The 23,502-nt window shown below is 46.3% G+C and carries 24 protein-coding genes and 1 pseudogene; 9 read left to right on the plus strand and 16 right to left on the minus strand.

Annotation, left to right across the window (positions count from 1 at the left end; all coding sequences use genetic code 11):
* The first annotated feature begins 124 nt into the window (after positions 1 to 124).
* Positions 125 to 841, plus strand: coding sequence for a substrate-binding periplasmic protein (locus tag V1467_RS15715; protein ID WP_416305917.1), 717 nt, complete (start codon positions 125 to 127; stop codon positions 839 to 841).
* A 43-nt stretch (positions 842 to 884) separates the two neighbouring features.
* On the opposite strand, the gene nspC is transcribed toward V1467_RS15715, so the two are convergent.
* Positions 885 to 2,021: a carboxynorspermidine decarboxylase gene (gene nspC, locus V1467_RS15720; RefSeq protein WP_416308716.1), complete on the minus strand. Its 1,137-nt coding sequence runs from the start codon at positions 2,019 to 2,021 to the stop codon at positions 885 to 887.
* An 88-nt stretch (positions 2,022 to 2,109) separates the two neighbouring features.
* Positions 2,110 to 3,312 (minus strand): saccharopine dehydrogenase family protein, encoded by a 1,203-nt coding sequence (locus V1467_RS15725; RefSeq protein ID WP_416305918.1) that lies wholly within the window; start codon positions 3,310 to 3,312, stop codon positions 2,110 to 2,112.
* A gap of 159 nt (positions 3,313 to 3,471) precedes the next feature.
* Here V1467_RS15725 and V1467_RS15730 point away from each other — a divergent pair, with 159 nt between their 5' ends.
* The 3 genes from V1467_RS15730 to V1467_RS15740 are packed head-to-tail and all read left to right on the plus strand — an operon-like array spanning position 3,472 to position 7,286.
* Complete coding sequence (locus tag V1467_RS15730; RefSeq protein WP_416305919.1) at positions 3,472 to 5,730, plus strand: TonB-dependent receptor; 2,259 nt, start codon at positions 3,472 to 3,474, stop codon at positions 5,728 to 5,730.
* A gap of 12 nt (positions 5,731 to 5,742) precedes the next feature.
* Positions 5,743 to 6,825: a dienelactone hydrolase family protein gene (locus tag V1467_RS15735; protein WP_416305920.1), complete on the plus strand. Its 1,083-nt coding sequence runs from the start codon at positions 5,743 to 5,745 to the stop codon at positions 6,823 to 6,825.
* 2 nt (positions 6,826 to 6,827) lie between these two features.
* Positions 6,828 to 7,286: a RidA family protein gene (locus V1467_RS15740; RefSeq protein ID WP_416305921.1), complete on the plus strand. Its 459-nt coding sequence runs from the start codon at positions 6,828 to 6,830 to the stop codon at positions 7,284 to 7,286.
* A 25-nt stretch (positions 7,287 to 7,311) separates the two neighbouring features.
* Here V1467_RS15740 and V1467_RS15745 read toward each other — a convergent pair.
* The 7 genes and pseudogenes from V1467_RS15745 to moaB form a co-directional block, all read right to left on the minus strand.
* Positions 7,312 to 8,181: pseudogene (locus V1467_RS15745) on the minus strand (ATP-binding cassette domain-containing protein); the annotation flags it as partial.
* A 122-nt stretch (positions 8,182 to 8,303) separates the two neighbouring features.
* On the minus strand, positions 8,304 to 8,981 hold the full coding sequence (gene modB, locus V1467_RS15750) for a molybdate ABC transporter permease subunit (RefSeq protein WP_416308717.1): 678 nt from the start codon (positions 8,979 to 8,981) through the stop codon (positions 8,304 to 8,306).
* The gene (gene modA / locus V1467_RS15755; protein ID WP_416305922.1) at positions 8,974 to 9,741 is read right to left on the minus strand and encodes a molybdate ABC transporter substrate-binding protein; all 768 of its coding nucleotides are present in this window, start codon (positions 9,739 to 9,741) and stop codon (positions 8,974 to 8,976) included. Before modA ends, modB begins: the two co-directional genes overlap by 8 nt.
* Complete coding sequence (gene moaE, locus V1467_RS15760; protein WP_416305923.1) at positions 9,741 to 10,196, minus strand: molybdopterin synthase catalytic subunit MoaE; 456 nt, start codon at positions 10,194 to 10,196, stop codon at positions 9,741 to 9,743. Before moaE ends, modA begins: the two co-directional genes overlap by 1 nt.
* Positions 10,197 to 10,198: 2 nt before the next feature.
* Positions 10,199 to 10,444, minus strand: a complete 246-nt coding sequence (moaD, locus tag V1467_RS15765) for a molybdopterin converting factor subunit 1 (protein ID WP_416305924.1) — start codon at positions 10,442 to 10,444, stop codon at positions 10,199 to 10,201.
* A gap of 13 nt (positions 10,445 to 10,457) precedes the next feature.
* On the minus strand, positions 10,458 to 10,958 hold the full coding sequence (gene moaC, locus V1467_RS15770; protein WP_416305925.1) for a cyclic pyranopterin monophosphate synthase MoaC: 501 nt from the start codon (positions 10,956 to 10,958) through the stop codon (positions 10,458 to 10,460).
* Complete coding sequence (moaB, locus tag V1467_RS15775) at positions 10,958 to 11,500, minus strand: molybdenum cofactor biosynthesis protein B (RefSeq protein WP_416305926.1); 543 nt, start codon at positions 11,498 to 11,500, stop codon at positions 10,958 to 10,960. The genes moaC and moaB overlap by 1 nt, the downstream gene beginning before the upstream one ends.
* A gap of 150 nt (positions 11,501 to 11,650) precedes the next feature.
* On the opposite strand from moaB, the gene V1467_RS15780 reads away from it, so the two are divergent.
* Positions 11,651 to 12,418 (plus strand): molybdopterin-synthase adenylyltransferase MoeB, encoded by a 768-nt coding sequence (locus V1467_RS15780; protein ID WP_416305927.1) that lies wholly within the window; start codon positions 11,651 to 11,653, stop codon positions 12,416 to 12,418.
* A gap of 2 nt (positions 12,419 to 12,420) precedes the next feature.
* Entirely contained in the window at positions 12,421 to 13,668 is a 1,248-nt protein-coding gene (moeA, locus tag V1467_RS15785) for a molybdopterin molybdotransferase MoeA (RefSeq protein WP_416305928.1), read from the plus strand.
* Positions 13,669 to 13,682: 14 nt separating this feature from the next.
* Here the strand turns inward: moeA and V1467_RS15790 are convergent, their stop codons facing one another.
* Positions 13,683 to 16,661, minus strand: a complete 2,979-nt coding sequence (locus V1467_RS15790) for an ATP-binding protein (RefSeq protein ID WP_416305929.1) — start codon at positions 16,659 to 16,661, stop codon at positions 13,683 to 13,685.
* A gap of 175 nt (positions 16,662 to 16,836) precedes the next feature.
* Here V1467_RS15790 and V1467_RS15795 point away from each other — a divergent pair, with 175 nt between their 5' ends.
* Positions 16,837 to 17,385 (plus strand): cytochrome b, encoded by a 549-nt coding sequence (locus tag V1467_RS15795; RefSeq protein WP_416305930.1) that lies wholly within the window; start codon positions 16,837 to 16,839, stop codon positions 17,383 to 17,385.
* A 30-nt stretch (positions 17,386 to 17,415) separates the two neighbouring features.
* Here the strand turns inward: V1467_RS15795 and V1467_RS15800 are convergent, their stop codons facing one another.
* The 6 genes from V1467_RS15800 to V1467_RS15825 form a co-directional block, all read right to left on the minus strand.
* Positions 17,416 to 17,571, minus strand: a complete 156-nt coding sequence (locus V1467_RS15800) for a hypothetical protein (RefSeq protein ID WP_416305931.1) — start codon at positions 17,569 to 17,571, stop codon at positions 17,416 to 17,418.
* Positions 17,559 to 17,894, minus strand: a complete 336-nt coding sequence (locus V1467_RS15805; RefSeq protein WP_416305932.1) for a DUF1905 domain-containing protein — start codon at positions 17,892 to 17,894, stop codon at positions 17,559 to 17,561. The genes V1467_RS15800 and V1467_RS15805 overlap by 13 nt, the downstream gene beginning before the upstream one ends.
* A 305-nt stretch (positions 17,895 to 18,199) precedes the next feature.
* Complete coding sequence (locus V1467_RS15810) at positions 18,200 to 18,604, minus strand: GFA family protein (protein WP_416305933.1); 405 nt, start codon at positions 18,602 to 18,604, stop codon at positions 18,200 to 18,202.
* A gap of 9 nt (positions 18,605 to 18,613) precedes the next feature.
* Positions 18,614 to 19,021 carry a VOC family protein gene (locus V1467_RS15815; protein WP_416305934.1) on the minus strand — a complete coding sequence of 136 codons (408 nt, stop codon included), beginning with the start codon at positions 19,019 to 19,021 and terminating at the stop codon, positions 18,614 to 18,616.
* A 34-nt stretch (positions 19,022 to 19,055) separates the two neighbouring features.
* Entirely contained in the window at positions 19,056 to 19,394 is a 339-nt protein-coding gene (locus V1467_RS15820; protein WP_416305935.1) for a YciI family protein, read from the minus strand.
* 127 nt (positions 19,395 to 19,521) lie between these two features.
* Complete coding sequence (locus tag V1467_RS15825) at positions 19,522 to 20,772, minus strand: RNA polymerase sigma factor (RefSeq protein ID WP_416305936.1); 1,251 nt, start codon at positions 20,770 to 20,772, stop codon at positions 19,522 to 19,524.
* 314 nt (positions 20,773 to 21,086) lie between these two features.
* Here V1467_RS15825 and V1467_RS15830 point away from each other — a divergent pair, with 314 nt between their 5' ends.
* On the plus strand, positions 21,087 to 21,719 hold the full coding sequence (locus tag V1467_RS15830) for an ANTAR domain-containing response regulator (protein WP_416305937.1): 633 nt from the start codon (positions 21,087 to 21,089) through the stop codon (positions 21,717 to 21,719).
* Positions 21,720 to 22,082: 363 nt separating this feature from the next.
* The gene (locus tag V1467_RS15835; RefSeq protein WP_416305938.1) at positions 22,083 to 23,456 is read left to right on the plus strand and encodes a CmpA/NrtA family ABC transporter substrate-binding protein; all 1,374 of its coding nucleotides are present in this window, start codon (positions 22,083 to 22,085) and stop codon (positions 23,454 to 23,456) included.
* Positions 23,457 to 23,502 lie beyond the last annotated feature (46 nt).

Here is a 23,502-nt window from a genome sequence, read left to right on the forward strand (position 1 = left end):
TTCCTTTCAGCTCAACCTGATTGACTTTTAAACTATCCCATCCCGTAGCGATGTGCTAAATTAATCAAACAAGCATAAAAACACCCTATATAACAATATGTTAACTTATAAATTTGGGATGATTATGTTCAAGCCTCTCGGTATTATCGCTTTGGTTATGCTGTTGATAACACAAAGTTTTTGTTGGGCCAATTCAACCTCGACTATTGTTACCTTAGCCGCCGAAGACAGTTGGCCGCCCTATGCCAATGAACAAGGTGAAGGGATCTCGCATAATATCATTCAAAGCGCCTTTAATGCCGTTGGCATAAAAGTGAAATTCGTTGTCGCTCCCTATGCCAGAGCGCTGCGTTTAACAGAACAAGGACAGGTTCATGGTTGCTTTAACGTCACCAAACAATCAACCACATTGAGAAAATTCCGCTTCGGTGACCAAAAGCTATTTGATGCGCCGGTGTCTTTTTATTTTAATAAAGCGTCATTACTTCATTTCGATAGGGTTGAACATGCACCTGACGGCATGACTGTGGGCGTGATTATCGGATATGAGTATGGTGACATCTATCTAAAACAGAGTCACCGTTTTACCGAAGTAAAGGTATCCAACCAGAAACAACTTATCGGCTTACTTCGGGCTGGCAAAGTACAAACCGCTATTATGTTCGACAAAGTCGCTGAATACACACTACAACAAATGGGACTGCCAGAGAATGTCATTGTGAAAGGCCCTGCCAGTGAGCCTAGCGAGATATTTGTCGCCTTCAGCAAGAGCCAGCAATTTACCGAGATGGATTGGCTTATAAACCAGTTTGACCAAGGGATGCGGATTATTAATCAATAAAAAAGCACCTTGATAAGATGCTTTGTATGCAACCATTTGGCTATTAAGACAACCGACTTCTAAAGTCTTCGTATTCAAACTTGCGCACCAGTTCGAAGCTGTTGTCTTTTTTCAAAATACCGATAGACGGATGTTCAACGCCATTGAAGAAGGTGGTTTTGACCATAGTGTAATGGATCATATCTTCAAAAATCAGTCTGTCTCCGACTTCCAGTGGAAACTCAAAACTGTAACTGTCAATCACATCGCCGGCCAAACATGAGTTACCACCCAATTTATAATCGAAGTTTTTCTCGCCCACTAATCCGGCATTGCGCACTTCAGGGCGATATGGCATTTCCAGCACGTCAGGCATATGGCCGGTAGCCGAAATATCCAAAATGGCGATACTGCCGTCATTTTCGACCACATCCACTACTTCACACACCAGGGTGCCAGTTTGCCAGGCCACTGCCGAACCGGGTTCGAGAATAATTTGCAGATCGTATTTTTCCCGGAAAGTTTTCAACAAATTAATCAGGTGCTCGACATCATAACCTTTACGCGTCATTAAATGACCACCACCCAGATTCAACCACTTAAGTTGAGGCAACCATTTGGCGAAGCGTTTTTCGACTGCCTGCAGCGTACGCTCAGCGGCAAAAGAGTCACATTCACACAAATTGTGCACATGAAAACCGTCAATTCCGGATAAATCGACACCTTCGAGATCTTCAGCCTTCACCCCCAAACGTGAACCTGGTGCACTAGGATCGTAGAGTTCAGTTTCAGCCTCGCGATGTTCGGGATTAATACGCAATCCCATTGAGATGCCCGCGTCGGCAACCTGCTGCTGATAACGCTGCCACTGGCTCAAACTGTTAAATGAAATGTGATTGACCAGTTTCACCAGTTCATCAATATCATTTTGTTTATAAGCCGGTGAATAGGCATGGACTTCCTTACCCATCTCGAACTTGGCCAGCTTGGCTTCCCATACTGAACTGGCGGTACAACCTTGCAAATATTGTCCAACCAGAGGAAACGTGGACCACATGGAAAACCCTTTAAGGGCCAGAATAATATCCACACCGGCTTCACGCTGGACACGCTCCATCAGTTGCAGATTGGCTTCCAGTTTTTGTTCCTCACACACATAACAGGGCGAAGGAATAAGCGGATTAAGTAACGGATCGATCAAGATTAACTCTCCGGCGCATACACAAAACAGATTTTGCCATTCCGCCACTTAGTGCCGGAACAGCCTTTGACTTATGTTAACCTTTTAATCAGTTTTTAAAAGGGGATGACTCACACTCAATCACATGCCAGGGCAGGCCGTGAATATTAAGCATGTCCATAAAAGGGTCTGGATCAAATTGTTCCATATTCCACACACCGGCTTTTTTCCAGGTGCCGTTCAACATCAAGGCTGCACCAATCATAGCCGGAACCCCTGTGGTATAAGATACGGCTTGTGCCCCCACTTCTTCATTACACTTGGCATGGTCACAGTTGTTGTAGATAAAGATGGTTTTCTCGTTACCATCCTTAATACCGGTAATATAGGTGCCGATACAGGTTTGACCGGTATAACCTTCAGCCAAGGAGCCGGGGTTAGGTAATACCGCTTTAAGGAATTCCAGCGGCACAATTTGCTGCCCCTGAAACTCAACCGGCTCAATCGAGGTCATACCAATGCCTTCCAGCACGCGCAAGTGATTTAAATAGGCATCACCAAAAGTCATCCAGAAACGGGCGCGTTTAAGGGTCGGAAAGTGCTTCACTATGGATTCCAGCTCTTCATGGAACATCAAATAAGACGCTCGCACACCAATGTTTTGATAATCCAGATCTTCACGCACACTCAATGGATCAGTTTCTTTCCACTCACCATTTTCCCAATAACGACCACGCTGGGTAATTTCACGGATGTTGATTTCCGGGTTAAAGTTGGTGGCAAAAGCCTGACCATGATCACCGCCGTTACAATCGACGATATCCAGAGTGTGAATTTCATCAAAATAATGCTTGGCCGCGTAGGCGGTGTACACGTTGGTTACGCCCGGATCAAAACCGCTACCCAATAACGCCATCAAACCGGCTTTTTCAAACTTATCCTGATAGGCCCATTGCCAGGAATATTCAAATTTTGCTTCGTCCTTGGGTTCGTAATTGGCGGTATCCAGATAATCCACGCCAGTTTCTAAACACGCGTCCATTATGGCTAAATCTTGATAGGGTAAAGCTAAATTGATCACCAAATCAGGTTTGACCTGATTAATAACCTTAACGACTTCTGAGGCATGATCGGCATCAACGGCGAAAGTGCCTTTAACCCGGTCAGCACCGACTTCAGCTTGTAACGCCTCGCATTTGGATACAGTACGACTGGCCAGATAGATTTCATCAAAGTGTTCCGGCAAACGGGCACATTTTTTCACTGTGACGGCACTTACTCCACCTGCACCTATAATCAATACTCGAGACATGAATTAACCCTCTAAAATTGGCTCATAAAAACGCGCATGTTAATGCACTATGACGACAAAAAATAGCAGTTATCTTGCTAACTAGCCAAAATGCGACCAACATTGAACCGAATAACAAAAATGTCTCATTTTTACTCTATAGGGAAAACGGAGTTGCTTATGTCTAAATCACCAACCTGCAAGTCATTCTCCAAGTTTTTATCGATCCGAACGATCCCGTTACTCAGTTTAGCTTTGATATCCAGTTATCCTGTTGTAGCTCAACAAGCCGCGATTGACGAAGCCGACAGTGAAGAACAATATGAAGTGGTTATCGTTACTGCGCAAAAGCGCGCACAGAAATTGGCCGAAGTACCTATTGCTATATCTTCATTCAGCGCTGCCAATATTGAACAAACCGGTATCACCCAACTCACCGAACTGTCGGATTTTATTCCTAACTTATCAGTGACTCGTACTACGGACTTTACCTCAGCCATCACTATTCGAGGGGTTGGAGCGAATAGTCGTAATATCGGTTTTGATACCCGTGTGGGAGTGTATCTGGATGGTGTTTATCTGGGTCAGTCGCCCGCGCTGAATCAGGAGTTGCTGGATCTGGAACGTATTGAAGTACTGCGTGGTCCGCAGGGCACACTGTTTGGTAAAAATACCGTTGCAGGTGCTATCAACCTGATATCCAAAAAGCCTTCCGATGTACTTGAAGGTAAATTCAGTGCTTCATTAGGTAATATGAACGCCCGTGAATTTCAGGGTCAAATTAACCTGCCGGTTTCCGATACCAGTGCAGCTAAATTTTCGGTCACCAAACTGGACAGGGACGGTTATATTAAAAATCTGACCACCGATCACGATTTAAACGAACGTGATGCGCTGGCCTATCGCGGTCAGTTTCGCTCACAACTATCCGATAAACTGCAGCTCAATTTTAGTGTCGATGGGCTGAATACCGAACGGCTGTCGTTTTTAGGTGAAGCCATCTCCGATACGCTGGGCAACACGCTGGATATGGGTGCACCCGACAAAGATCAGGTCGCGACCACGGTTGATACCTTTGAGAAACGTGATATCTATGGTGGCGCAATGGATTTGTCCTACCATATGGACAACGGCTTTGATCTAAAATCCATTACAGCCTATCGGGATACCGATATTTTTTATCGCAATGATTCCGATTATGCTGTAGCCGACTTACTGGTGATTGAGTACAGCGACCAGTACCAGCAATGGTCGCAGGAATTCCAGTTTATTTCTCCGCAAGGTGATTCGCCTTTTGACTATATTGCCGGTCTCTATTTGTATAAACAGGATGCCGTTACCCGGCGAGATGCGATAAACGGTGTTCACTCCTTCCTGTTCGGCAATGTTCCCGGCACCGTGGTTTATAACAGCGGTAATGTCGCGACCGACAGCTATGCCGCTTACTTTAACAGTGCTTACGATCTCACTTCGACCAGCACACTGGGATTGGGTTTGCGCTACAGTGACGAACAAAAAGATCTCGACTGGTTACTGGATGGTTCCAATTCCGGCATATTCGGCATTGGCAGCACCGACGGCTCGTTGCAAGATAGTCGCAGCGACAGTTACCTGTCCTATTCAGTCAATTTCAGTCATGCATTTAAAAATGATCTGATTGGTTACGCCAAATATTCTACTGGCTTCAAAAGCGGCGGTTACAACCTCGATTACATCACCAATAGTGATTTGGCTGCCGGTATTGAATTTGACAAGGAAACTGTCGGCAGCACCGAACTGGGCCTGAAAGGTAATTTTTACCGTAACCGTCTGGTACTGAATATGGCGGCATTTCATTCCGAATTTAAAAACTATCAGGTTAACCAGTTTATCGACCTGGGTAATGGCGCGTCGTCCATTTCCATTCGTAACGCCGCCAAAGCCACCACTCAGGGACTGGAATTGGAAATGACCTACCGCCCGATCAGCAATCTCGAAATTCAGGCCAGTATGGGTTTGCTGGATACCGAGTTTGATGATTTCCCCGGAGGGCTGACCGGTGGAGGCAACGCCAAAGGCAAAGATCTGATCAATGCCCCAGATAGTAATTTTTCACTCGGCGTCCAATATCTCAGCGAATTTCCAGCCATGAATGCAGATATCATCTGGCGACTGGATGTAACCAATAGCAGCGGTTTTTTCACTACTGTCGATAATGTTAAAAACGAAACGTTAGCCGACAGCACGGAGGTAGAATTTGGTCATGTGGATAGCATTACCCTGGTGAATGCGCGTATCGGGCTGCTTGGCACCAATAACGGTTGGGAAGCCTATTTATGGGGGCGTAATCTGGCTGACGTGCGCGATCCAATCGACAACCGTAAGGATTTTTTCGGTACCGTCACCACTAATTATCAAGAGCCACGCACTTATGGTGTTGAAGTGATATACAGCTTTTAAGCGGAGAATCGAATGCGAGTTTTTTTATTATGTCTGTCTTTAGCGGGATTAACCTGTATGGCCCAGGAACAGGAGCAACCTCCTCCATTGCCAGAGCTACCCAGCTATCCGGCAGCAACCGAGCTGACGGCACGCAGCAGTGGAGAAGTGTATTTTTCATCGGTTACCCCGGGTGATTACAAATGGCTGGTACTACCGGATCAGGCATTGCCGGCGACGACAGTAAAAGCCCGGTTATTTTTGCCAGCCGATGCCAGCGCGATTAAACCGGTTCCCGCTATGATCATCCTGCATGGCAGCGGTGGCATTCTGCCCAGCCGCGAAATAGCGTATGGGGAATGGATGGCCAGTCACGGTATTGCCGGTCTGGTAGTCAATTCTTATGCTGCCCGAGGCGTAACGGAAGATACGCCCTATGCCTTACGGGTGGCAATTGTCAGCGATGCGGATGAGGTAGCCGATGCCTATAGTGCGCTCAAATTTCTTAATCAGCATCCGGCAATTAATTCTAAAAAGATCGGGGTAATGGGCTTTTCTTACGGTGGTATGGCTACTCGTGCCGCATTAGATAACCGTATTTATCAGAATTTGGCCGCCAATGTCGCTCCTTTCGCCTTGCATCTGGATTACTACGGGCCCTGTCATTTTGACCTGCAAACCATCAAAACCACCGGAGCACCGTTATTTAGTTTGCGTGGTGCACAAGATAAATCTAACGATCTCGAAGCCTGTGCGCGAGTTGAAAACCGTCTGCGGGATGCCGGTTCAGATATAGGCAGTACAATCTTTCCCACCGCCGGTCATGCCTGGGAAATGGACTCAACCAAGCAATTTGTTGCCACCCTGAACCCCGCGCCCTGCCATCAGGTATTAATGAAAAATGGTGACTGGCAACTGGATGGCAATACTATTGCTGTTCCAGCTTTAACCGGACGGCAGCAGAAATATCAATTTCGCCTGGGTTTATTAGGACAAATGAAGCAAACCTGTATGTCTGAGGGATATATTATGGGAGAAGATGAACAAACTCATAAGCTATCCAATTTACTGCTATCGCAATATACCACGGCGTATTTGTTGAACGAAAAGGAATAGAGATGAAAAAGTTTAGCTTCGCACTGCTGGCAATCTTGTTGTCGGCGTACCTTCACGCCGGGACTCAAACAGGCAATCCAATACAACGTCTCAGTTCAGAGCAATTTAAACAGTTTAATTTACCCTTTTCGCAGGCTGTACAAGTAGACGGCATATTGTATTTGTCTGGTGAGTTGGGCGTACAACCGGGTAAATTAAAATTGGTCGAAGGTGGAGTTATCCCCGAAACCCGTCAGGCGCTGGACAATATCAAGGCCACCTTAGAACGCTTTGGTTCCGGTATGGACAAAGTGATCAAGTGCACCTTGTTTTTAGCTGATATCAACGAATGGGCCGATGTGAACAAGGTTTATATTGAGTATTTTAAAGATGCGCTACCGGCGCGCAGCGCTATTGCCGGGAGCGGTTTGGGCCTAGGTGCCCGAGTGGAAATTGAATGTATGGCGTTAGCGGGTCAGTAGATTGATCTCATTGTCGGTGTCGAGTTTACCGAGCCATCTTAAACTGCGCCCAAACCGGCATATTTATTTGCAGTTCCAGGCGGTTTACTGACCATTCGCTGATATCTGCCAATAAGGTCTGTTTGCCAACCTGGATCTCGACTCTGACTATCGATGCTTCAACCGGCGTTATACTGTTAACATTGCCCTGCAATACATTAACAATACTGCTGGATGACGGCGGTTGGGTCGATAAACTGACCTGATTGGCGTCGATCATCACCGATTCGGTCGGCATGTTGCCGTCCATATGCTGCATAAACAACGGTTGCCCCTCACACACCAGTTCAGCAATAGCATAACCATTTACTTGCTGAATAAAACGGCATTGCAAAATCGAAAAAGCACGCTTTTTACCGGCCAGATTAATCTGACGGATCATTTCATGTCCCTGCCCGTGCCCTATGACCTTTCCTTGCTCGAGCTGCAGCATATAGTCACAACATAATGCCAATTCATGTAACGAATGGCTGACCATAATCATCGGCAACTCAAATTGGCGATTAATCAGGTTCAGCCTGTCCAATACTTTGTGTCGCATGGTTTCATCCAATGCCGATACCGGTTCATCCAGTAACAACAACTGGGGATTATTCAACAATGCGCGAGCCAGTGCCACACGCTGCTGTTCACCGCCGGACAGATCACCGATATGCCGAGGCAAAAGCCTGTTTAAGTCAAACCAGTCACTGACCTGGCCAATATCGAAGCGCGCCGGCTTAGCTAAATGCAGGGCGAACTGTAAATTTTCCATAACCGTTAAATGAGGAAATAATGCCGCTTCCTGAAAAACCAGACCAATGCGTTTGGCGTCAAAGCGGATCGAACCGGACATGCTTTGTTCCAGCCCGGCAATACACCGTAACAGACTGGTTTTACCCGAACCTGAAGGCCCATATAAGCCAACAATATTATTGTTGACCGGTAATTGACATTGCACATCCAGAACCTCGCGGCCCTGCTTGGTGAGCTGAATGGCTATTTCCATAACGCCTCGCGTCGTCCGTTAATCCGGTATAGCAATGCCAGCAACAGCAAAGAAGATATCAGTAATCCACCGGCCAATTGATGGGCTTGGCTGTATTGCATCGACTCCACGTGATCAAACAAGGCAATAGACAACACCTGGGTTTCGCCTGGAATATTGCCGCCAATCATTAGCACCACACCAAACTCGCCTACTGTATGGGCAAAACTGAGTCCGAATGCAGTGATAAAACTGCTGCGGGTCAAAGGCAGTATTAAACGTAAAAATCGTTGCCATCCGGATAATCCCATGGTCTGGGCCACATCCAGATAACGGGGATTGAGTTGCACAAAAGCACTGTGCAACGGTTGCACCACAAAAGGCAGCGAATAAAAAATCGAGCCGATTAAAATCCCGCTGAAACTGAATGCCAGTTGCTGCCCGCTGATGCCTTGCCACAACTGCCCTACCCATGTATCCGGCGCAAAGGCAACCAGCAGATAAAACCCCAGTACTGTGGGCGGTAAAATAAGCGGCAGGGCCACAATTGCCTGGATAAAGGGTTTAAAGGCACTCTGCCAGCGTGACATCCACCATGCCAGCGGGGTCCCAATCAACAGCAGGATAAGACTGGTAAAAAAGGCCAGTTTTAAAGTGACAATTACCGCTAGCCAGTCGCTGCTAACCATCTTTTCGGGCACTGGCCTGATAGCCTGCCGCCAGGATCATCTCCTGACCGGTAGCAGAGAAGATAAAATCGATAAACTGCTGGGCTAACGCCTGATGACCACTTCTTTTAAGTATCACCAATTGCTGCTCTACAGGCTGATAATAACTGGCCGGTACTGACCAAATTTGTTGGCGGGGCACAGTCAATACCTGACTGGCGGCAACAAAACCGCCTGTTGCATTGCCGCTATGCACAAACTGAAAGGCCTGTGCCACATTATTGCCCTGTACAATATGCGGTTGTAATGCAGCCAGCAAACCTGCCTTTTCCAGCGTTTGCATTGCAGCCTGACCATAAGGTGCCAAATCAGGATTAGCAATAGATAACTTGCCCTGCCAGTGTTGCAAACTTTGTTGATTTACATCATTGGATTTAGGGATCCACAACACCAGCTTCCCCATTGCATAAGTCTGGCGTGAGCCCGGCACGATTAACTGCTGTTGCTCAAGTTTTTGTGGATGAGCAGTATTGGCAGCAAAAAAAATATCATAAGGCGCACCATGTTTAATCTGCGCATATAACATCCCGGTAGAGCCAAAAGATAACTGCACTTTGTGACCGCTGTGTTGTTCAAATTTTTTAACCAGCTGTTTGGAAGTGCCGAGAAAATTGGCCGCCACCGCGATATGCAGAGGATTGTTGTCAGCAGCAGATACATCTGCCGCGATCAGACTGAAACAACCCAAGCCAGCTAACAGCCCCAATAATATTCTTCGCATTAGCTATCTTCCTTGTCTAGCCATTGGCTTGCAGCCTGTATATCCGAGTTTTTACTGGCCACCCATTGATCGCCCTGAGCCGATTTTTCTTTCTTCCAGATAGGCGCGCGAGTTTTCAGATAGTCCATAATAAATTGCGCCGCATTAAACGCAGCATCACGATGCTGGCTGGTTACCCCGACAAACACAATTTGTTCGCCTGCATCCAGTTCACCCACCCGATGGATAATCCGAATATTACCCAATGGCCAGCGCGCACGGGCGTCATTTACAATCTGTTGCAGCGCCTGTTCGGTCATCTGCGGATAATGCTCAAGGTGCAGTCCGCTAATTTTACCTTGCTGGTTGAAGTCCCGTACCAGTCCACAAAACGTCACTATGGCGCCCTCTCCCTGTTGGCGTAACAGCTGATATTGTTCAGCGACATCAAAATCCTGTGTCTGCACCGAAATCATACCTAACCTCCGGTCACTGGCGGAAAAAAAGCCAGTTCATCACCTGCCTGAACAGCGGTATCCAAACCGACAATGGTATGGTTCAAGGCACAAAGTACTTCGCCTTCCTGCAAAGCTAACCATTTACCTTGCTGTTCCACCAATTGCTGCCGGACTTGTCCCACCGTGGCAGAGTTGGACAACGACCATTCCAGTTGTTCACAATCAAGACGTTCGCGTAGCTGGGCAAAAAATTTGATTTTGATCATTTATATTTTCCACTTAACGGCTTGCACTCTCTGCCTCCCATACACCGCTTTTACCCCCTTGCTTGTGCAATACCCGTATCCCGTCAATCTGCATTCCCGGATCAACCGCCTTGCACATATCAAACAGGGTTAATGCTGCCACAGAAACAGCCGTCAACGCTTCCATTTCCACGCCGGTTTGGCCACTCAATTTGCACATCGCTTCGATACGTACTGAAGAGAGTTCTGCTAAAATTTCAAAATCTATTTGCACCTTGGATAAGGTCAAAGGATGGCAAAGTGGAATTAAATCAGCACATTTTTTTGCCCCCTGAATACCGGCGATACGCGCCACGGCAAGCACATCGCCTTTTTTATGGCCTTTTTGTGCGATTAGCTGCAAGGTTTCGGCATTCATACGCACAAAACCTTCGGCAATGGCTGTTCTGGAGGTCACCGCTTTGTCGGTCACATCCACCATATTGGCTTCACCCTTATGATTGAGGTGAGTTAATTTAACCTCGTCCTGTGCCATCAGTTATCCCGGCTTTCACAAAGTGCTACACCCGCTTTAAGGTGCTGGACAAAATTACACGGACGATGGCTGGCATCCAGCTGCTGTTTAATAATTCCTTCCCAACCGGTTTTGCAGGCTCCGGTCGAGCCGGGCAAACAGAATATTGCGGTTCCATTCGCCATCCCACCCAAGGCCCGGGACTGAACAGTAGAACTACCAATTTCAGCATAAGACAAATGCCGGAATAGCTCACCAAAACCCTCAATATCCCGGTCGAACAAAGGTTGCAGTGCTTGCGGGGTAACATCTCTATCGGTAAAGCCTGTGCCTCCAGTAATCAACACAGATTGTACATTCTCGCTGGCAATCCACTGCGATACTATGGCACGTAATTTATACACATCATCAATCACTATTTGCCGATCAGCCAGTTGATGACCGCTATCCTGGATCGCGTCGACCAAATATTGTCCGGAGGTATCTGTTGCCACAGTGCGGGTATCTGATACCGTCAACACGGCAATATTTAGTGCAATAAAGGGGGAACTGGCCTTGCTCATAACTCACTCGTTTGGTGCGATTAATGGCAATTAAATTACCATAAAAACAAATCAAAATTGATGCTTTAACAAATAAAAAAAGCAATCATCTCTGGTGACCTCATCAGGAAATGCTTATCCTTCTGTCAACTCATTAACACAGCTTCTGGTATGTCAAAACAGTTATCTCAGTCACAGGCCATGCGTTACAACCGCCAAATTATGCTGGCAGGCTTCGATCTGGAGCGCCAAGAAATGCTGCTCAACGCTAAAGTATTGCAAATTGGTGTGGGTGGTTTGGGTTGCGCCAGTGCCCAGTATCTGGTCGCCGCCGGTATCGGACAATTAACCCTGGTGGATGACGATCAGGTTGAGCTGACTAACCTGCAACGACAAATACTGCACAACGAAGCCGACATCGGGATCAGCAAAGTACAATCTGCGGTTGATAGCCTTAATCAGCTCAACAGTGATTGCCAATTGATAGCTATTGCGCAACGTCTTGCTGATCCACAATTAACCGAGCTCATCTGCCAACACGATCTGGTACTGGATTGCAGTGACAATCTGGCCACCCGCAATCAGTTAAATCGCCTATGCGTAACCAACAAGATTCCGTTAGTCTGTGGCGCGGCTATCCGTATGGAAGGCCAAATTACCTCGATTATTCCAGGCGGTGATAATCCCTGTTACCAATGTTTGAGCCAGTTTTTTGCTGAGCAACAACTGTCCTGTGTGGAAGCGGGTGTAATGGCTCCGCTGGTGGGCATTATCGGCGCTATGCAGGCCCTGGAAGCGATTAAAATTATCACGGCTTATGGGCAAAACTTGGCCGGAAAATTAATGCTACTTGATGGAAAAACCCATCAATGGCAGTCTTTTAATTTAGTCAAAGATCCGCACTGCAAGCTTTGCGGTCATTCCCCAAACGAGAATTAAGTATGCCGACACCGCCAGTTGACCAATGTAGCGCACCGGACTTAATGCCAGTAGAACAGGCAATAGATACCCTATTGAGCAGCGTTGAGCCATTATCGGCGATTGAAAGCTGTTCGGTTTTTCAGGCTCAGGGACGTATTGTTGCAGAAACCGTGAGCTCAGCAATTAATGTTCCATTGGCCAACAATTCGGCGATGGACGGTTATGCATTAAAAGCAGCTGATCTAAAGCAATCCTCGTCGCTATTGCTGGTAGGTAGCAGTTTTGCCGGGCGCCCTTTTGATGGACAGCTACAAGCGGGGCAATGTATCCGCATTATGACCGGCGGCGTATTACCAGCAGGGGCAGATGCTGTCGTCATGCAGGAAAATTGCACCGCCAATGGTGATACTATCGAGTTTTTACAAGCGCCACGTAGCGGTGAAAATGTACGTTATGCCGGAGAAGACATTCGTCTGGGCCAAGCTGTTTTAGCCCAAGGCCATAAACTCAGTGCAGTGGATATTGGTATGCTCTGTTCTATCGGGATCAGCCAAGTCAATGTTTATCGCCGCCTGAAAGTCGCACTATTTTCAACCGGCGATGAACTCAAGCCCCCTGGCACCGCACTGCGACCCGGAGAGATATACGATAGCAATCGTCCGACTTTACATTGTTTGCTGGATAAAATGGGCGTCGAGGTTATTGACCTGGGTGTCATTGCAGATCACAAAGATCAACTGCGCGATGCGTTTTTGCACTGTGATCAACAGGCTGACGCATTGATTACATCGGGCGGGGTTTCGGTAGGAGAAGCCGACTATACCAAAGAGATTTTGCAACAGCTGGGCAAAATCGGCTTCTGGAAATTGGCAATGAAACCAGGCAAACCTTTTGCTTTTGGTTATCTACCCAACAGCTATTTTTTTGGGTTACCGGGCAATCCGGTATCAGCACTGGTTACCTTCTATCAATTAGTGGTGCCTACCTTGCAGAAAATAGCCGGCATGACACCCTTGGCTCGCACTCGTTTACCGGCAATCGCCTCTGAAGAGTTACGTAAACGCCCCGGCAGGAGCGATTTTCAGCGCGGACATTATTGGGTGGCGGCTAATGGACAAATTCAGGTGCGAGGAACCGGCAAGCAAGGTTCCGGAATCTTAAGTTCAATCGCCCAAGCTAACTGTTTTATTCTGCTGGAACAGCAGCGCGGCGATGTACTGGCTGGAGAAAATGTTGTTATCGAACCTTATGATGAGTTGTTACGCTAAATTCTATTTCTAACTCAATTATTTTCCAAAAGAGTTTGGCTAAGTGACTGATATAGCATTTCCATGCTTAGCGGTTTGCCAAGGTGGGTTTGAAAACCTTCCTGATTATAACGCTGTATATCCTCTTCCATGACATTAGCGGTTAATGCAATGATTGGCGTATTCGGCAATTTGGCCTTTATTTGTCGACATGCCTCAATCCCGTCCATTACCGGCATCTGGATATCCATATAAATCAAATCAGGATGATGTTGCAAACTCAGCGCCACTGCCTGCTGGCCGTTTTCGGCGGTAAACAATGTCACACCTGTAGGTTCAATCAATGATTCAAACACCATAGTGTTAATCGCATTGTCTTCAGCCAATATCACTGTAAACCCGCTCAAATCCGGCGTAGCAACAGGCTGCTGCTCACTATCTTCAGCAGGGACTGTCTGAGCTGCGGGCAACGGCAAACAAACAGTAAACACAGATCCCTTACCTAATTCACTGCTCAGTTCCAACGTACCGTGCATTAATTCTACCAAACGCCCGGTAATGGCCATTCCCAAGCCAGTTCCGCCATAACGACGAGTAGTCGATTGATCAGCCTGTTCAAAACGCTGAAACAGCTTTTGTTGAGTTACATCATCCATACCAATTCCGCTGTCCGACACCGTCACACACAAACCTTGCCCGTTCTGCTCATCGGCATAATGCCCGACACTGATCCTGATTTGTCCTTGGTGGGTAAATTTTACCGCGTTAGATATCAGATTAAGCAGAATTTGATGCACCCTGACTTGATCCCCGCACCAGCCATCCTGAAACGCCGGTTCAACATCCAACTCGATCGGAACCTGTCTTTTTGCCGATTCGGCTGAAAAGTCGGACAAAATAGCCCGTATTAGAGGTAACAACTCGAAATCAGCCTTTTCCAGCCTGAGCATATTGGCTTCGACTTTGGAGAAATCGAGAATGTCATTGATAATACTTAACAGTAATTTGGCCGACAGCGTGGCATTGTCCAACAGGCTTTTTTGCTCGACAGGAACAGTATTAGAGCGATCCAGTATTTGTAGCGTACCTAGAATGCTATTCATGGGTGTACGGATTTCATGGCTCATGTTGGCCAAAAACTCACTCTTGGCGGCGTTAGCTGACTCGGCCTGTTCTTTGGCCTGCAATAGTTCGTTCTGATGTTTTAAACGTTCCGATATATCACGGAACAATCCGACAAACACCTGACTATCTGCCGCGTCCACTTTACTGATTACGGTTTCCATTCCAAATTGTCTACCCTGTTTGGTTACTCCCGTCAAAGTGGCTTGTTCGCTTGTTGTCAATTGTCGAGTCGAACTGTCAAACAGCGGAACTTGCTGATCTTCTGCCGGTATAGCCAGAGCATTAATATCCTCTCCCAGTACTTCGTCTTCACTATATTCAAACAGTATTGCCGCCGCGGCACTGAAACGAATAATATCGCCGTTCCAGTCAAATATAACCAACGGTTCGCCCAAATCGTTAATCACCGCATCCTGCAATGCGAAATTTTTAATCAGACTCTGTTCATTTTTTTGTAACCGGACAGACTGAAGCCTGGAGCGTGTCCATAGTTGCACAACAAATGACAGTAAAATAGATAAAATAAAACCAAATCCCATCATCACTTCCGGCAAAGCACTGCGATATTCATCATACAAACCCATTTTAGCGGTCACAGTGAGAACATAACGTTTGTCTCGCGCACTAAAATCGGCTGTTAGCTTGGTATTTTGGCTATCCATTAAAGATTCAGACTCAAACACCGGTTGACCGTTAAAACGCATAACCATATGAAATAATTCGGGACTTTCATGAGCAATAATGGCTTGCAGGTAATCCTGAATGGCAAACTCTCCCAACAGGTATCCGATAAAGTCTCCTTGCGCAGAGAACATCGGAACCACCATTAACAGCACATAACGACCATCAGTCAGATGAATCGGCAAAGACAATTCAAAACGCTTTTGCTGTCTGGCTTTTTGTAATGATTGTTGTTTGATTTGTCGATATTCTGCATCTCCCTGAAATTGCATATCGGCTTTATCAGAGACCTCTTTCCAAATAATCGATGCCTGGCTGTCTAAGCGTTCTATCGACAATGGCCAGCTCTGGTCTCGAATAAAACTGCGGGCATCGACTTGATCCGCTGCTGCGGGCAAATCGCGCGAATAACTCCAGCGTTCAGCCATTCGCATCAATGCCTGTGCGGTACGTCCATATTGCAATCTGATACTGGTATTAATCCCTGCTCCCCGTTCTTGCAAAACGGCTCTGATATTGCCGACTTCAGCATGCGTCATTAATTGCCAAACCAGTACCGTTAACAGGGTACTAAACAGTATCAAGGTATATTGGGGCCTGATAACGGATAAAGCATACTGCTTAGCTAACCCGTAGCTATGTAATGCCAGACCGATGCTAAACAACATAAGACTGAAAACAGAGGGTAATGATATGGCTCGATATTGAGCTGCGTCGAGACCCATTTGCATGCCAAAAATATCAATAAAAATAACGGCGGCAGATAGCGTAAATATAAATAAACAAAGGGTTAATGAGCTTTGCAGCGTCTTATCTTGCCTGTGTTGTTGTACACTGGCAGGTAACAGTAACAACGCCAAGGCACAAATTCCTACGCAAATTGCGGCCATTGGCGTCATTAACAGACTGGCAAAAACACTATCCTGGGTCTTGGCAAGAATAATCTCAAAAACATAATAAGTTAGCGTTAAACAAGACAGAAACAGACAAATAATTGCCAGTAAACGGGAGACAACAATAAACCGCTTGAGCATGTAGCTCGCACTTAACAACAGACAGCAGAGTATCGATCCAGCCGGCATGGCCGACAAGAAACCGTCAAGTGGTGTCAATCCTAATCCACCCAGCTTGACGACAACTGCCAGCCCCGCAACCAGCAGAACAGTTACAATACAAAACGACGGAAGTTGGCGGTAAACAAAATGCATCAAGGTTTTTCCCTGTTATTTATAACTGTATTCAAGACTGTTTCCATTGATAATCAATAAGTTAACCTTTCACGACCTTACTATAGGCTTTAAATGAAAAATTTGGTAATAGTTTAATCTGCACTTAATCTATAGCACTTATGCTGGCGTGCAACCGATAAGGATCAAATTCGTTATGAACTCAACACTCTCAACTAAATATCCACCCTTGATGATTATATTGCATTGGCTGATGGTACTGTTGTTTATTGGTGTCTATGCGACAATTGAAAATAGAGGTATGTTTGAGCGGGGTAGTGATGGACGAGAACTAATCAAATACACCCATTTTGTGCTGGGATTCAGCATTTTTGTACTGGTTTGGTTAAGGTTGCTCATTCGGCTTAAAAACCCTATTCCACAAATCATCCCCCCTCTGGTGAGTTGGCAACACTATTTATCTAAACTGGTCCACTGGCTGTTATACGGATTAATGGTGACAATGCCGATACTCGGTTGGCTGATTATCAGCGCGGAAGGTAAGACGCTGGATCTCGGCTTATTTAGCTTGCCCAATATTATGCCTACCGATAAAGATCTCGCCCATGATCTGGAAGAAATTCATGAAACTATAGGTAAAGCCGGTTATTTTCTGATTGGTTTTCACGCGCTTGCAGCCTTGTTACATCACTACTTTTTCAAAGATAATACCCTGCGCCGCATGCTACCGGGTAAAAGTCATTAACATCCGGTATAACTGGTCGTTAGAAAACGGTTAAGACTGATTCCAGTCCCTGGCCAGGAAACGTCCCGGGTTGCCTGACAATACACTTATCGCCTTTTGGCAATTACGCTGTTTTGCCGCATCTGACTTTAATCCCGCAAAATAGCGCAGAATTTCTTTTTGTAAGCTGGGAGTCAGATTTGCCATTTCTGCAGCGCCTCAGCACACTGATCTAATTCCTTGCCAAACCAGTCCGGCATTGGATGGGCAGGCCCACTGCGATATTCGTTATCAAAAGCAAGATCAACATTAACCCGGTCACCAACCCGGGTTTTTGAAGCTTTCCTGACGTCCTCGTGCAAATACAAGTAAAAACTGCCATCCCCCACCGGCATGGCATTAATCCGCCAAGCGGTATCCGGTTTGTTATTCACTTTCACTTTAACCGGCAGCGGTTTACGCCAGCCGGGCTGTAACCGTTCAGCATCTTCGGCTGTGATTAATACCAATCCGTATAAACAATTGCCCACTCAGAATGCATCCAGCGGTATTTGAACAAGGCGTCGCTATGCAGAAAGGGTGGTTCCCTTTTAAGTAGCGAGAACGCAGAGCAAATGCCGCTGGGGCATTTCCTTCGGACGTGTTTTAAACGGACTTACTCTGCGTTGCTTAAATTCGAAAGAGCACCACTATTACTTCATTCAAGCGTCTTGATTAAGCCCGTTTAAACTCTCGCTGAGTGCGCAATTGTTTATACGGATTGGTATGCCACAAAGGGTTAATGCCGATAATTTTCATTTCAGCAACAAATTGTATTCTATGCATCGAAAATCTCTTAAAGGTGTTTGGTGAATTGAGGCTGTTGCCACCACTTATTCTGACGTCCGTTTATATAACGGATTGGAGCGGACAACAATTCTTGTGGTTCAAGATCATCTAACGTATTGACTTGCACTGACACAAACTTATCTTCCAGCATATCGCTATTGATATAGGCAAACAGCCGAACACCACAAATTCGGCAAAAATAATACTGCATCGAGCGGCGATTAAATCGATATTCGCTTAACACAGCTTGACCGGCTACAATACGCAAATCCGTCGCTTTCACGTAAGCGTTCCAGAGCCTGGCTTTAGTACAAATGGAGCAGTTACACCTTGTTGTTCCCGCCTGCAGATTCAGATTGACCTCAAATCTAACCGCCTGACAATGACAACTTCCGCTATAGGTTCTGGTCATCTGAAACACCTATATTTCCGCGCCATTGTCAGATTCCATATAGCACAGTTCCCATATGTGCCCATCCAAATCATGAAATCCATGCACATACATAAAACCATGATCTTGAGGTGAAACCGGTACCGTAGCGCCCGCCTCCTTTGCTTTGGCTACCAGTGCATTGACTTGCTCGCGGCTGTCACAAGATAGACAGATCAAGGTTTCGTTGGCGTGATGAGAGTCGATCATTTTCTTGTGCGAAAATGTTTTAAAGAAAGGCTTAGTCAGTAACATGACATAAAGGTTATCGCCAAGGATCAGGCTAGCTCCGTCGTCGTTGCAATAGCGACTGTTAAATTGATAACCGAGATGTTCAAAAAACGCTTTCGAGCGCGGCAAATCGTCTACCGCGACATTAACAAATATCTGTTGATGCATTCCAGACTCCTGCTTCCCCCTCACGACTGCGTTACTACTGACTTAATTGCAGTTCCCTAACCGGCCTGACTTCGATACTGCCATGCTCTGCCGGCGGAATTTTGGCCGCCCAGTGAATGGCCTCATTAATATCCTTGGCATCAATCAAATAAAAACCGGCCAGATGCTCTTTGGTTTCCGCAAAAGGCCCATCGGTAACCTCGACCTTCTGATTGCGCACTCTGACGGTGGTGGCAGTTTCAATCGGATGCAGCGGTTCGGCGGCAAGTAAATGGCCGCTATCCTGCAATTCACCGGCATATGCTGCGCACTTGTGGTCCGGACAGGCGTGATATTTTTCTTGAGCCAGATAAACCAGACAAAGATATTTCATTGTTTTCTCCTGTTGCTATCGCTTATACAGGGTGAAAAATCACCCGAATTTAATGACTAGTCGAACTCGTCCCTCGCCAATCGACATAGATAATTATTTATTTTTCAATCACAGCAAATTTGTAATTTCAGTCGGGACTGATTTTGCTGCTTACTTGGTCGATACGTTGTTGTAAAAAGCGTTGTTCAGGAAGCTGTTCGGTTAACGATAGGGCTTTTTGGTAGGCAGTCATGGCATCGGCAAAACGATTTTCACGACGCAGTAAATCGGCCTGCACCGCATAACTTAAGTGATAGGATTGCAATTGCTTGTCAGCCAATAATTTGTCCAGCTGTTGTAACCCTATCCCTGCACCATCGCGCATGGCGATGGCCACCACCTGATTGAGCCGGATAACCGGATTATTTTCCATCCTGAGTAAGGCCTCGTATAAACCGACAATTTGTGACCAGTCCGTGCTAGCAAAGTCACTGGCTTCAGCATGTACCGCCGATATCGCAGCTTGCAGGGAATAAGTGGTCAGTTCACCGGCTTCCAGTGCATCGGTGACCAACTGGCAACCTTGCCGGATCAGCTCCTTGTCCCATAAATTGCGCTGCTGTTCTTCCAGCGGCACCAGATCACCATTGGCTTTGATACGAGCGGCTTGGCGGGAATCATTCAACAGCATTAACGCCAGCAATCCATTCACCGCACAATCTGGCAGCAGCTTTTTCAGGCTTTCAGCCAATCGAATGGCTTCCACGGTCAAATGCCGTTTTTGTATTTGTTCGCCTGAAGACGCGGAATAACCTTCGTTGTATACCAGATAGATAACTCTGAGTACTGCCTCCATCCGTTCCGGCAGTTGATGTTTTTCGGGGATTTGATAGGGAATATTGGCATCACGGATTTTATTTTTGGCTCGCACTATGCGTTGGGCCAAAGTGGGCGCCGGAATTAAAAACGCCTGGGCAATTTGCTCGGTAGTCAATCCGCAAACTTCACGCAACGTCAATGCAATTTGCACGTTTTGAGCTAACGCCGGATGACAACAGGTAAAAATCAGCCTGAGTTGATCATCTTCAATATTCTGTTCGTTGTGCAGACTGATTTCAGGGCCAATATCGTCATGTTCGTCAAATATCTCGGGCTGATTTTCAATCGAGGTGTAGCGGGATTCACGCCTGAGTCGATCGATGGCCTTAAAGCGACCGGCAGAAATCAACCAGGGTACCGGTTTTTCTGGCACGCCCTGTTGTGGCCACTTTTCCAACGCCGCTCGAAAGGCGTCATGTAACGCTTCTTCTGCCAGTTCAAAATTACCCAATAGTCTGACTAACGTCGCATAAACCTGGCGGGACTGGTTCTGGTAAAGTTCTGCTATTAGGTTTTGCACAAGTACGTCTCTGCTGGTAGGAATTAATCGTTATAATCGCCGGGAAATCGTTGCGCTTCAATCGCGTTCGTCACATTTTCAAGACCGTTGGAAAATGCTGTAGCAACGGATTATATCTTTGCTCATCAACAGCTTGCTCGAACTTATTGCTTGTGCACTGTATTAGTGCTGTTCAATTCCAGCGCCTTTAATTATGGTGCAACAATGAATTTATAACACCATTAACATATTGTAACTATTTGTTTAATAATGAATTAGTATGAATGGCGTAACCCTTGCCTGTATTTTATCTAAACAATTAATCTGCATGGAAAATGTCACATCAAGCGGACGCCCTTTTGCAAAATGAAGCAGACAACTGGCAACCTAACTCCATTGTACTGGTTGAATTGTCGTCAACCGATAATTCCATACTGAAACAAGGTTTGGAAGATTTCGGCTTCACAATTTTAAGCCAGTTGCAGGATACCCAACATTTGTCCAGCAACGTCACCCTGCACCTTCCCGATGTGCTGGTGTTGGCTATCGACTATCCGGATATGGCGACCATTGAGCAATTAAAACGCATTAACGACACCCACCCATTGCCGATTGTGATGTTTTCCGAATACGACATGCCGAACTTTATCCAGCGCACCATCAAGGCCGGAGTGAGCGCGTTTATTGTGGATGAAATCCAGCCACAACGTTTAAAGAGCATTATTAATGTGGCTTATTTCCGTTTTATCGAATATCAAAACTTAAAAAATGAGCTGTGTAAAACCAGGGAAGAATTGGCAAACCGCAAAATTCTGGAACGCGCCAAAGGGCTGCTGATGCAACAGAAACAGCTTAATGAAGCCGATGCCTATAAGCTAATGCGCAAAATGGCAATGGATAAAGGCATACCAATCGCCACTGTAGCCGGGCAAATTATCGATGTATTCAGCTTGCTCAATGAATATTAGAAGCCCTATTTTCAGCTGTTTAAATTGGTGCAGTTTTCAACCTTATGGTGCACAAAGGTCTTGCTCATTTTAGAGCTTTCTAGACTGGAATTTAAAATATTACTTATAAATCATAATGTTAATACTTTGGCACAATAACTGCTATTTAAAATCCGTAAGAACATATTCCGGTTAGCTTTCAACGGCGAAAGAAAACCTTTTATAACAACAGCTGCAATGATGCAGCGATAAAACATACTCTGGATGCTTCCAGACATGTCAGAGCAATGGCGCTCATTATCTTGTTTTCCCTTTGCGGGAAATAAGCTGATGAGCGTTTTTTTTTGCAAAAAATTTGCACTCAAGCAACAAGAGGAACAAAAAATGAATTGGGCAAAAACGATAAAACTCATCGCAGTTGTCAGCTTTATCACTGCGACTCTATCCGTCAGAATCGCCAAAGCTGAAATAGGTTATCCGGAAAAAGAAGAGCTTACATTCGGCTTTATCAAACTCACCGATATGGCGCCTATCGCCATTGCCTATGAAAACGGCTACTTCGAGGATGAAGGCCTGTATGTCAACATTAAAGCTCAGGCAAACTGGAAAGTTCTGCTCGACGGGGTAATAGACGGACGGCTGGATGGCGCGCATATGTTGGCAGGCCAACCCATAGCGGCAACAATGGGATTTGGCACTAAAGCGCACATCATTACGCCTTTTTCAATGGACCTCAATGGCAACGGCATCACCGTATCCAACGAAATCTGGCAACAGATGAAAGCTAATATCCCCAAGCAGGCAGACGGCAAGCCAGTGCACCCGATTAAAGCCGAAGCACTCAAACCGGTGATAGATAAGTACAAAGCCGAAGGTAAAGCATTCAAGATGGGCATGGTATTTCCGGTGTCCACCCATAACTACGAATTACGCTACTGGCTGGCCGCAGGCGGAATCAATCCGGGTTTCTATGCTCCACACAAGTCGGATACCACCGGTCAACTGAATGCCGATGTGCTTTTGTCGGTTACCCCGCCACCACAAATGCCGTCCACCATGGAAGCTGGAACAATCCACGGTTATTGCGTCGGCGAACCCTGGAATCAGCAGGCCGTCTTTAAAGGAATCGGCGTGCCTGTAGTGACCGATTACGAAATTTGGAAAAATAATCCCGAGAAAGTCTTTGGGATAACCGCCGAGTTCGCGGAAAAATATCCCAATACCACGCTGCGACTCACACGCGCACTGATCCGCGCAGCCAAGTGGCTGGATGACAACAACAACGCCAATCGCCCGGCCGCGGTCAAGATATTGTCTCAGTCCAATTATGTAGGTGCAGATTATGAAGTGATAGCCAATAGCATGACCGGCACCTTTGAATATGAAAAAGGTGACAAGCGTGACGTACCCGACTTCAACGTATTTTTCCGCTACAACGCCACTTATCCCTATTATTCGGATGCCATCTGGTATCTGACCCAAATGCGTCGCTGGGGACAAATCCCGCAAGATAAAAGCGACCAATGGTACAAGGAGATGGCCAAAAGCGTTTATCGTCCGGATATCTACGCGGCCGCGGCTCAATCACTGATTGACGACAAATTGATCGACGCGTCAGAGTTTCCGGACTTTGCCCATGAAGACGGTTTTCGCCCTCCCCAGACCCATTTTATCGACAATTTGACCTATGACGGCCATAAGCCCAACGACTACATCAACCAGTTCAGCATCGGTTTAAAACAGGGTGACAAGCTTTAGCTTGCCACCCGTCATCGATTAGGAGCTTATTATGACCAGCATCGCC

It is taken from the genome of Neptunicella plasticusilytica (assembly GCF_047922965.1).
Lineage (GTDB): Bacteria > Pseudomonadota > Gammaproteobacteria > Enterobacterales > Alteromonadaceae > Neptunicella > Neptunicella plasticusilytica.

Bases quoted from the DNA above. Each gene is read 5' to 3' on its own strand.
- V1467_RS15715 (WP_416305917.1), top strand. From the start codon at position 125: ATGTTCAAGCCTCTCGGTATTATCGCTTTGGTTATGCTGTTGATAACA.
- V1467_RS15725 (WP_416305918.1), bottom strand. From the start codon at position 3,312: ATGTCTCGAGTATTGATTATAGGTGCAGGTGGAGTAAGTGCCGTCACA.
- V1467_RS15730 (WP_416305919.1), top strand. From the start codon at position 3,472: ATGTCTAAATCACCAACCTGCAAGTCATTCTCCAAGTTTTTATCGATC.
- V1467_RS15735 (WP_416305920.1), top strand. From the start codon at position 5,743: ATGCGAGTTTTTTTATTATGTCTGTCTTTAGCGGGATTAACCTGTATG.
- V1467_RS15740 (WP_416305921.1), top strand. From the start codon at position 6,828: ATGAAAAAGTTTAGCTTCGCACTGCTGGCAATCTTGTTGTCGGCGTAC.
- modB (WP_416308717.1), bottom strand. From the start codon at position 8,981: ATGGTTAGCAGCGACTGGCTAGCGGTAATTGTCACTTTAAAACTGGCC.
- modA (WP_416305922.1), bottom strand. From the start codon at position 9,741: ATGCGAAGAATATTATTGGGGCTGTTAGCTGGCTTGGGTTGTTTCAGT.
- moaE (WP_416305923.1), bottom strand. From the start codon at position 10,196: ATGATTTCGGTGCAGACACAGGATTTTGATGTCGCTGAACAATATCAG.
- moaD (WP_416305924.1), bottom strand. From the start codon at position 10,444: ATGATCAAAATCAAATTTTTTGCCCAGCTACGCGAACGTCTTGATTGT.
- moaC (WP_416305925.1), bottom strand. From the start codon at position 10,958: ATGGCACAGGACGAGGTTAAATTAACTCACCTCAATCATAAGGGTGAA.
- moaB (WP_416305926.1), bottom strand. From the start codon at position 11,500: ATGAGCAAGGCCAGTTCCCCCTTTATTGCACTAAATATTGCCGTGTTG.
- V1467_RS15780 (WP_416305927.1), top strand. From the start codon at position 11,651: ATGTCAAAACAGTTATCTCAGTCACAGGCCATGCGTTACAACCGCCAA.
- moeA (WP_416305928.1), top strand. From the start codon at position 12,421: ATGCCGACACCGCCAGTTGACCAATGTAGCGCACCGGACTTAATGCCA.
- V1467_RS15790 (WP_416305929.1), bottom strand. From the start codon at position 16,661: ATGCATTTTGTTTACCGCCAACTTCCGTCGTTTTGTATTGTAACTGTT.
- V1467_RS15795 (WP_416305930.1), top strand. From the start codon at position 16,837: ATGAACTCAACACTCTCAACTAAATATCCACCCTTGATGATTATATTG.
- V1467_RS15800 (WP_416305931.1), bottom strand. From the start codon at position 17,571: ATGGCAAATCTGACTCCCAGCTTACAAAAAGAAATTCTGCGCTATTTT.
- V1467_RS15810 (WP_416305933.1), bottom strand. From the start codon at position 18,604: ATGACCAGAACCTATAGCGGAAGTTGTCATTGTCAGGCGGTTAGATTT.
- V1467_RS15815 (WP_416305934.1), bottom strand. From the start codon at position 19,021: ATGCATCAACAGATATTTGTTAATGTCGCGGTAGACGATTTGCCGCGC.
- V1467_RS15820 (WP_416305935.1), bottom strand. From the start codon at position 19,394: ATGAAATATCTTTGTCTGGTTTATCTGGCTCAAGAAAAATATCACGCC.
- V1467_RS15830 (WP_416305937.1), top strand. From the start codon at position 21,087: ATGTCACATCAAGCGGACGCCCTTTTGCAAAATGAAGCAGACAACTGG.
- V1467_RS15835 (WP_416305938.1), top strand. From the start codon at position 22,083: ATGAATTGGGCAAAAACGATAAAACTCATCGCAGTTGTCAGCTTTATC.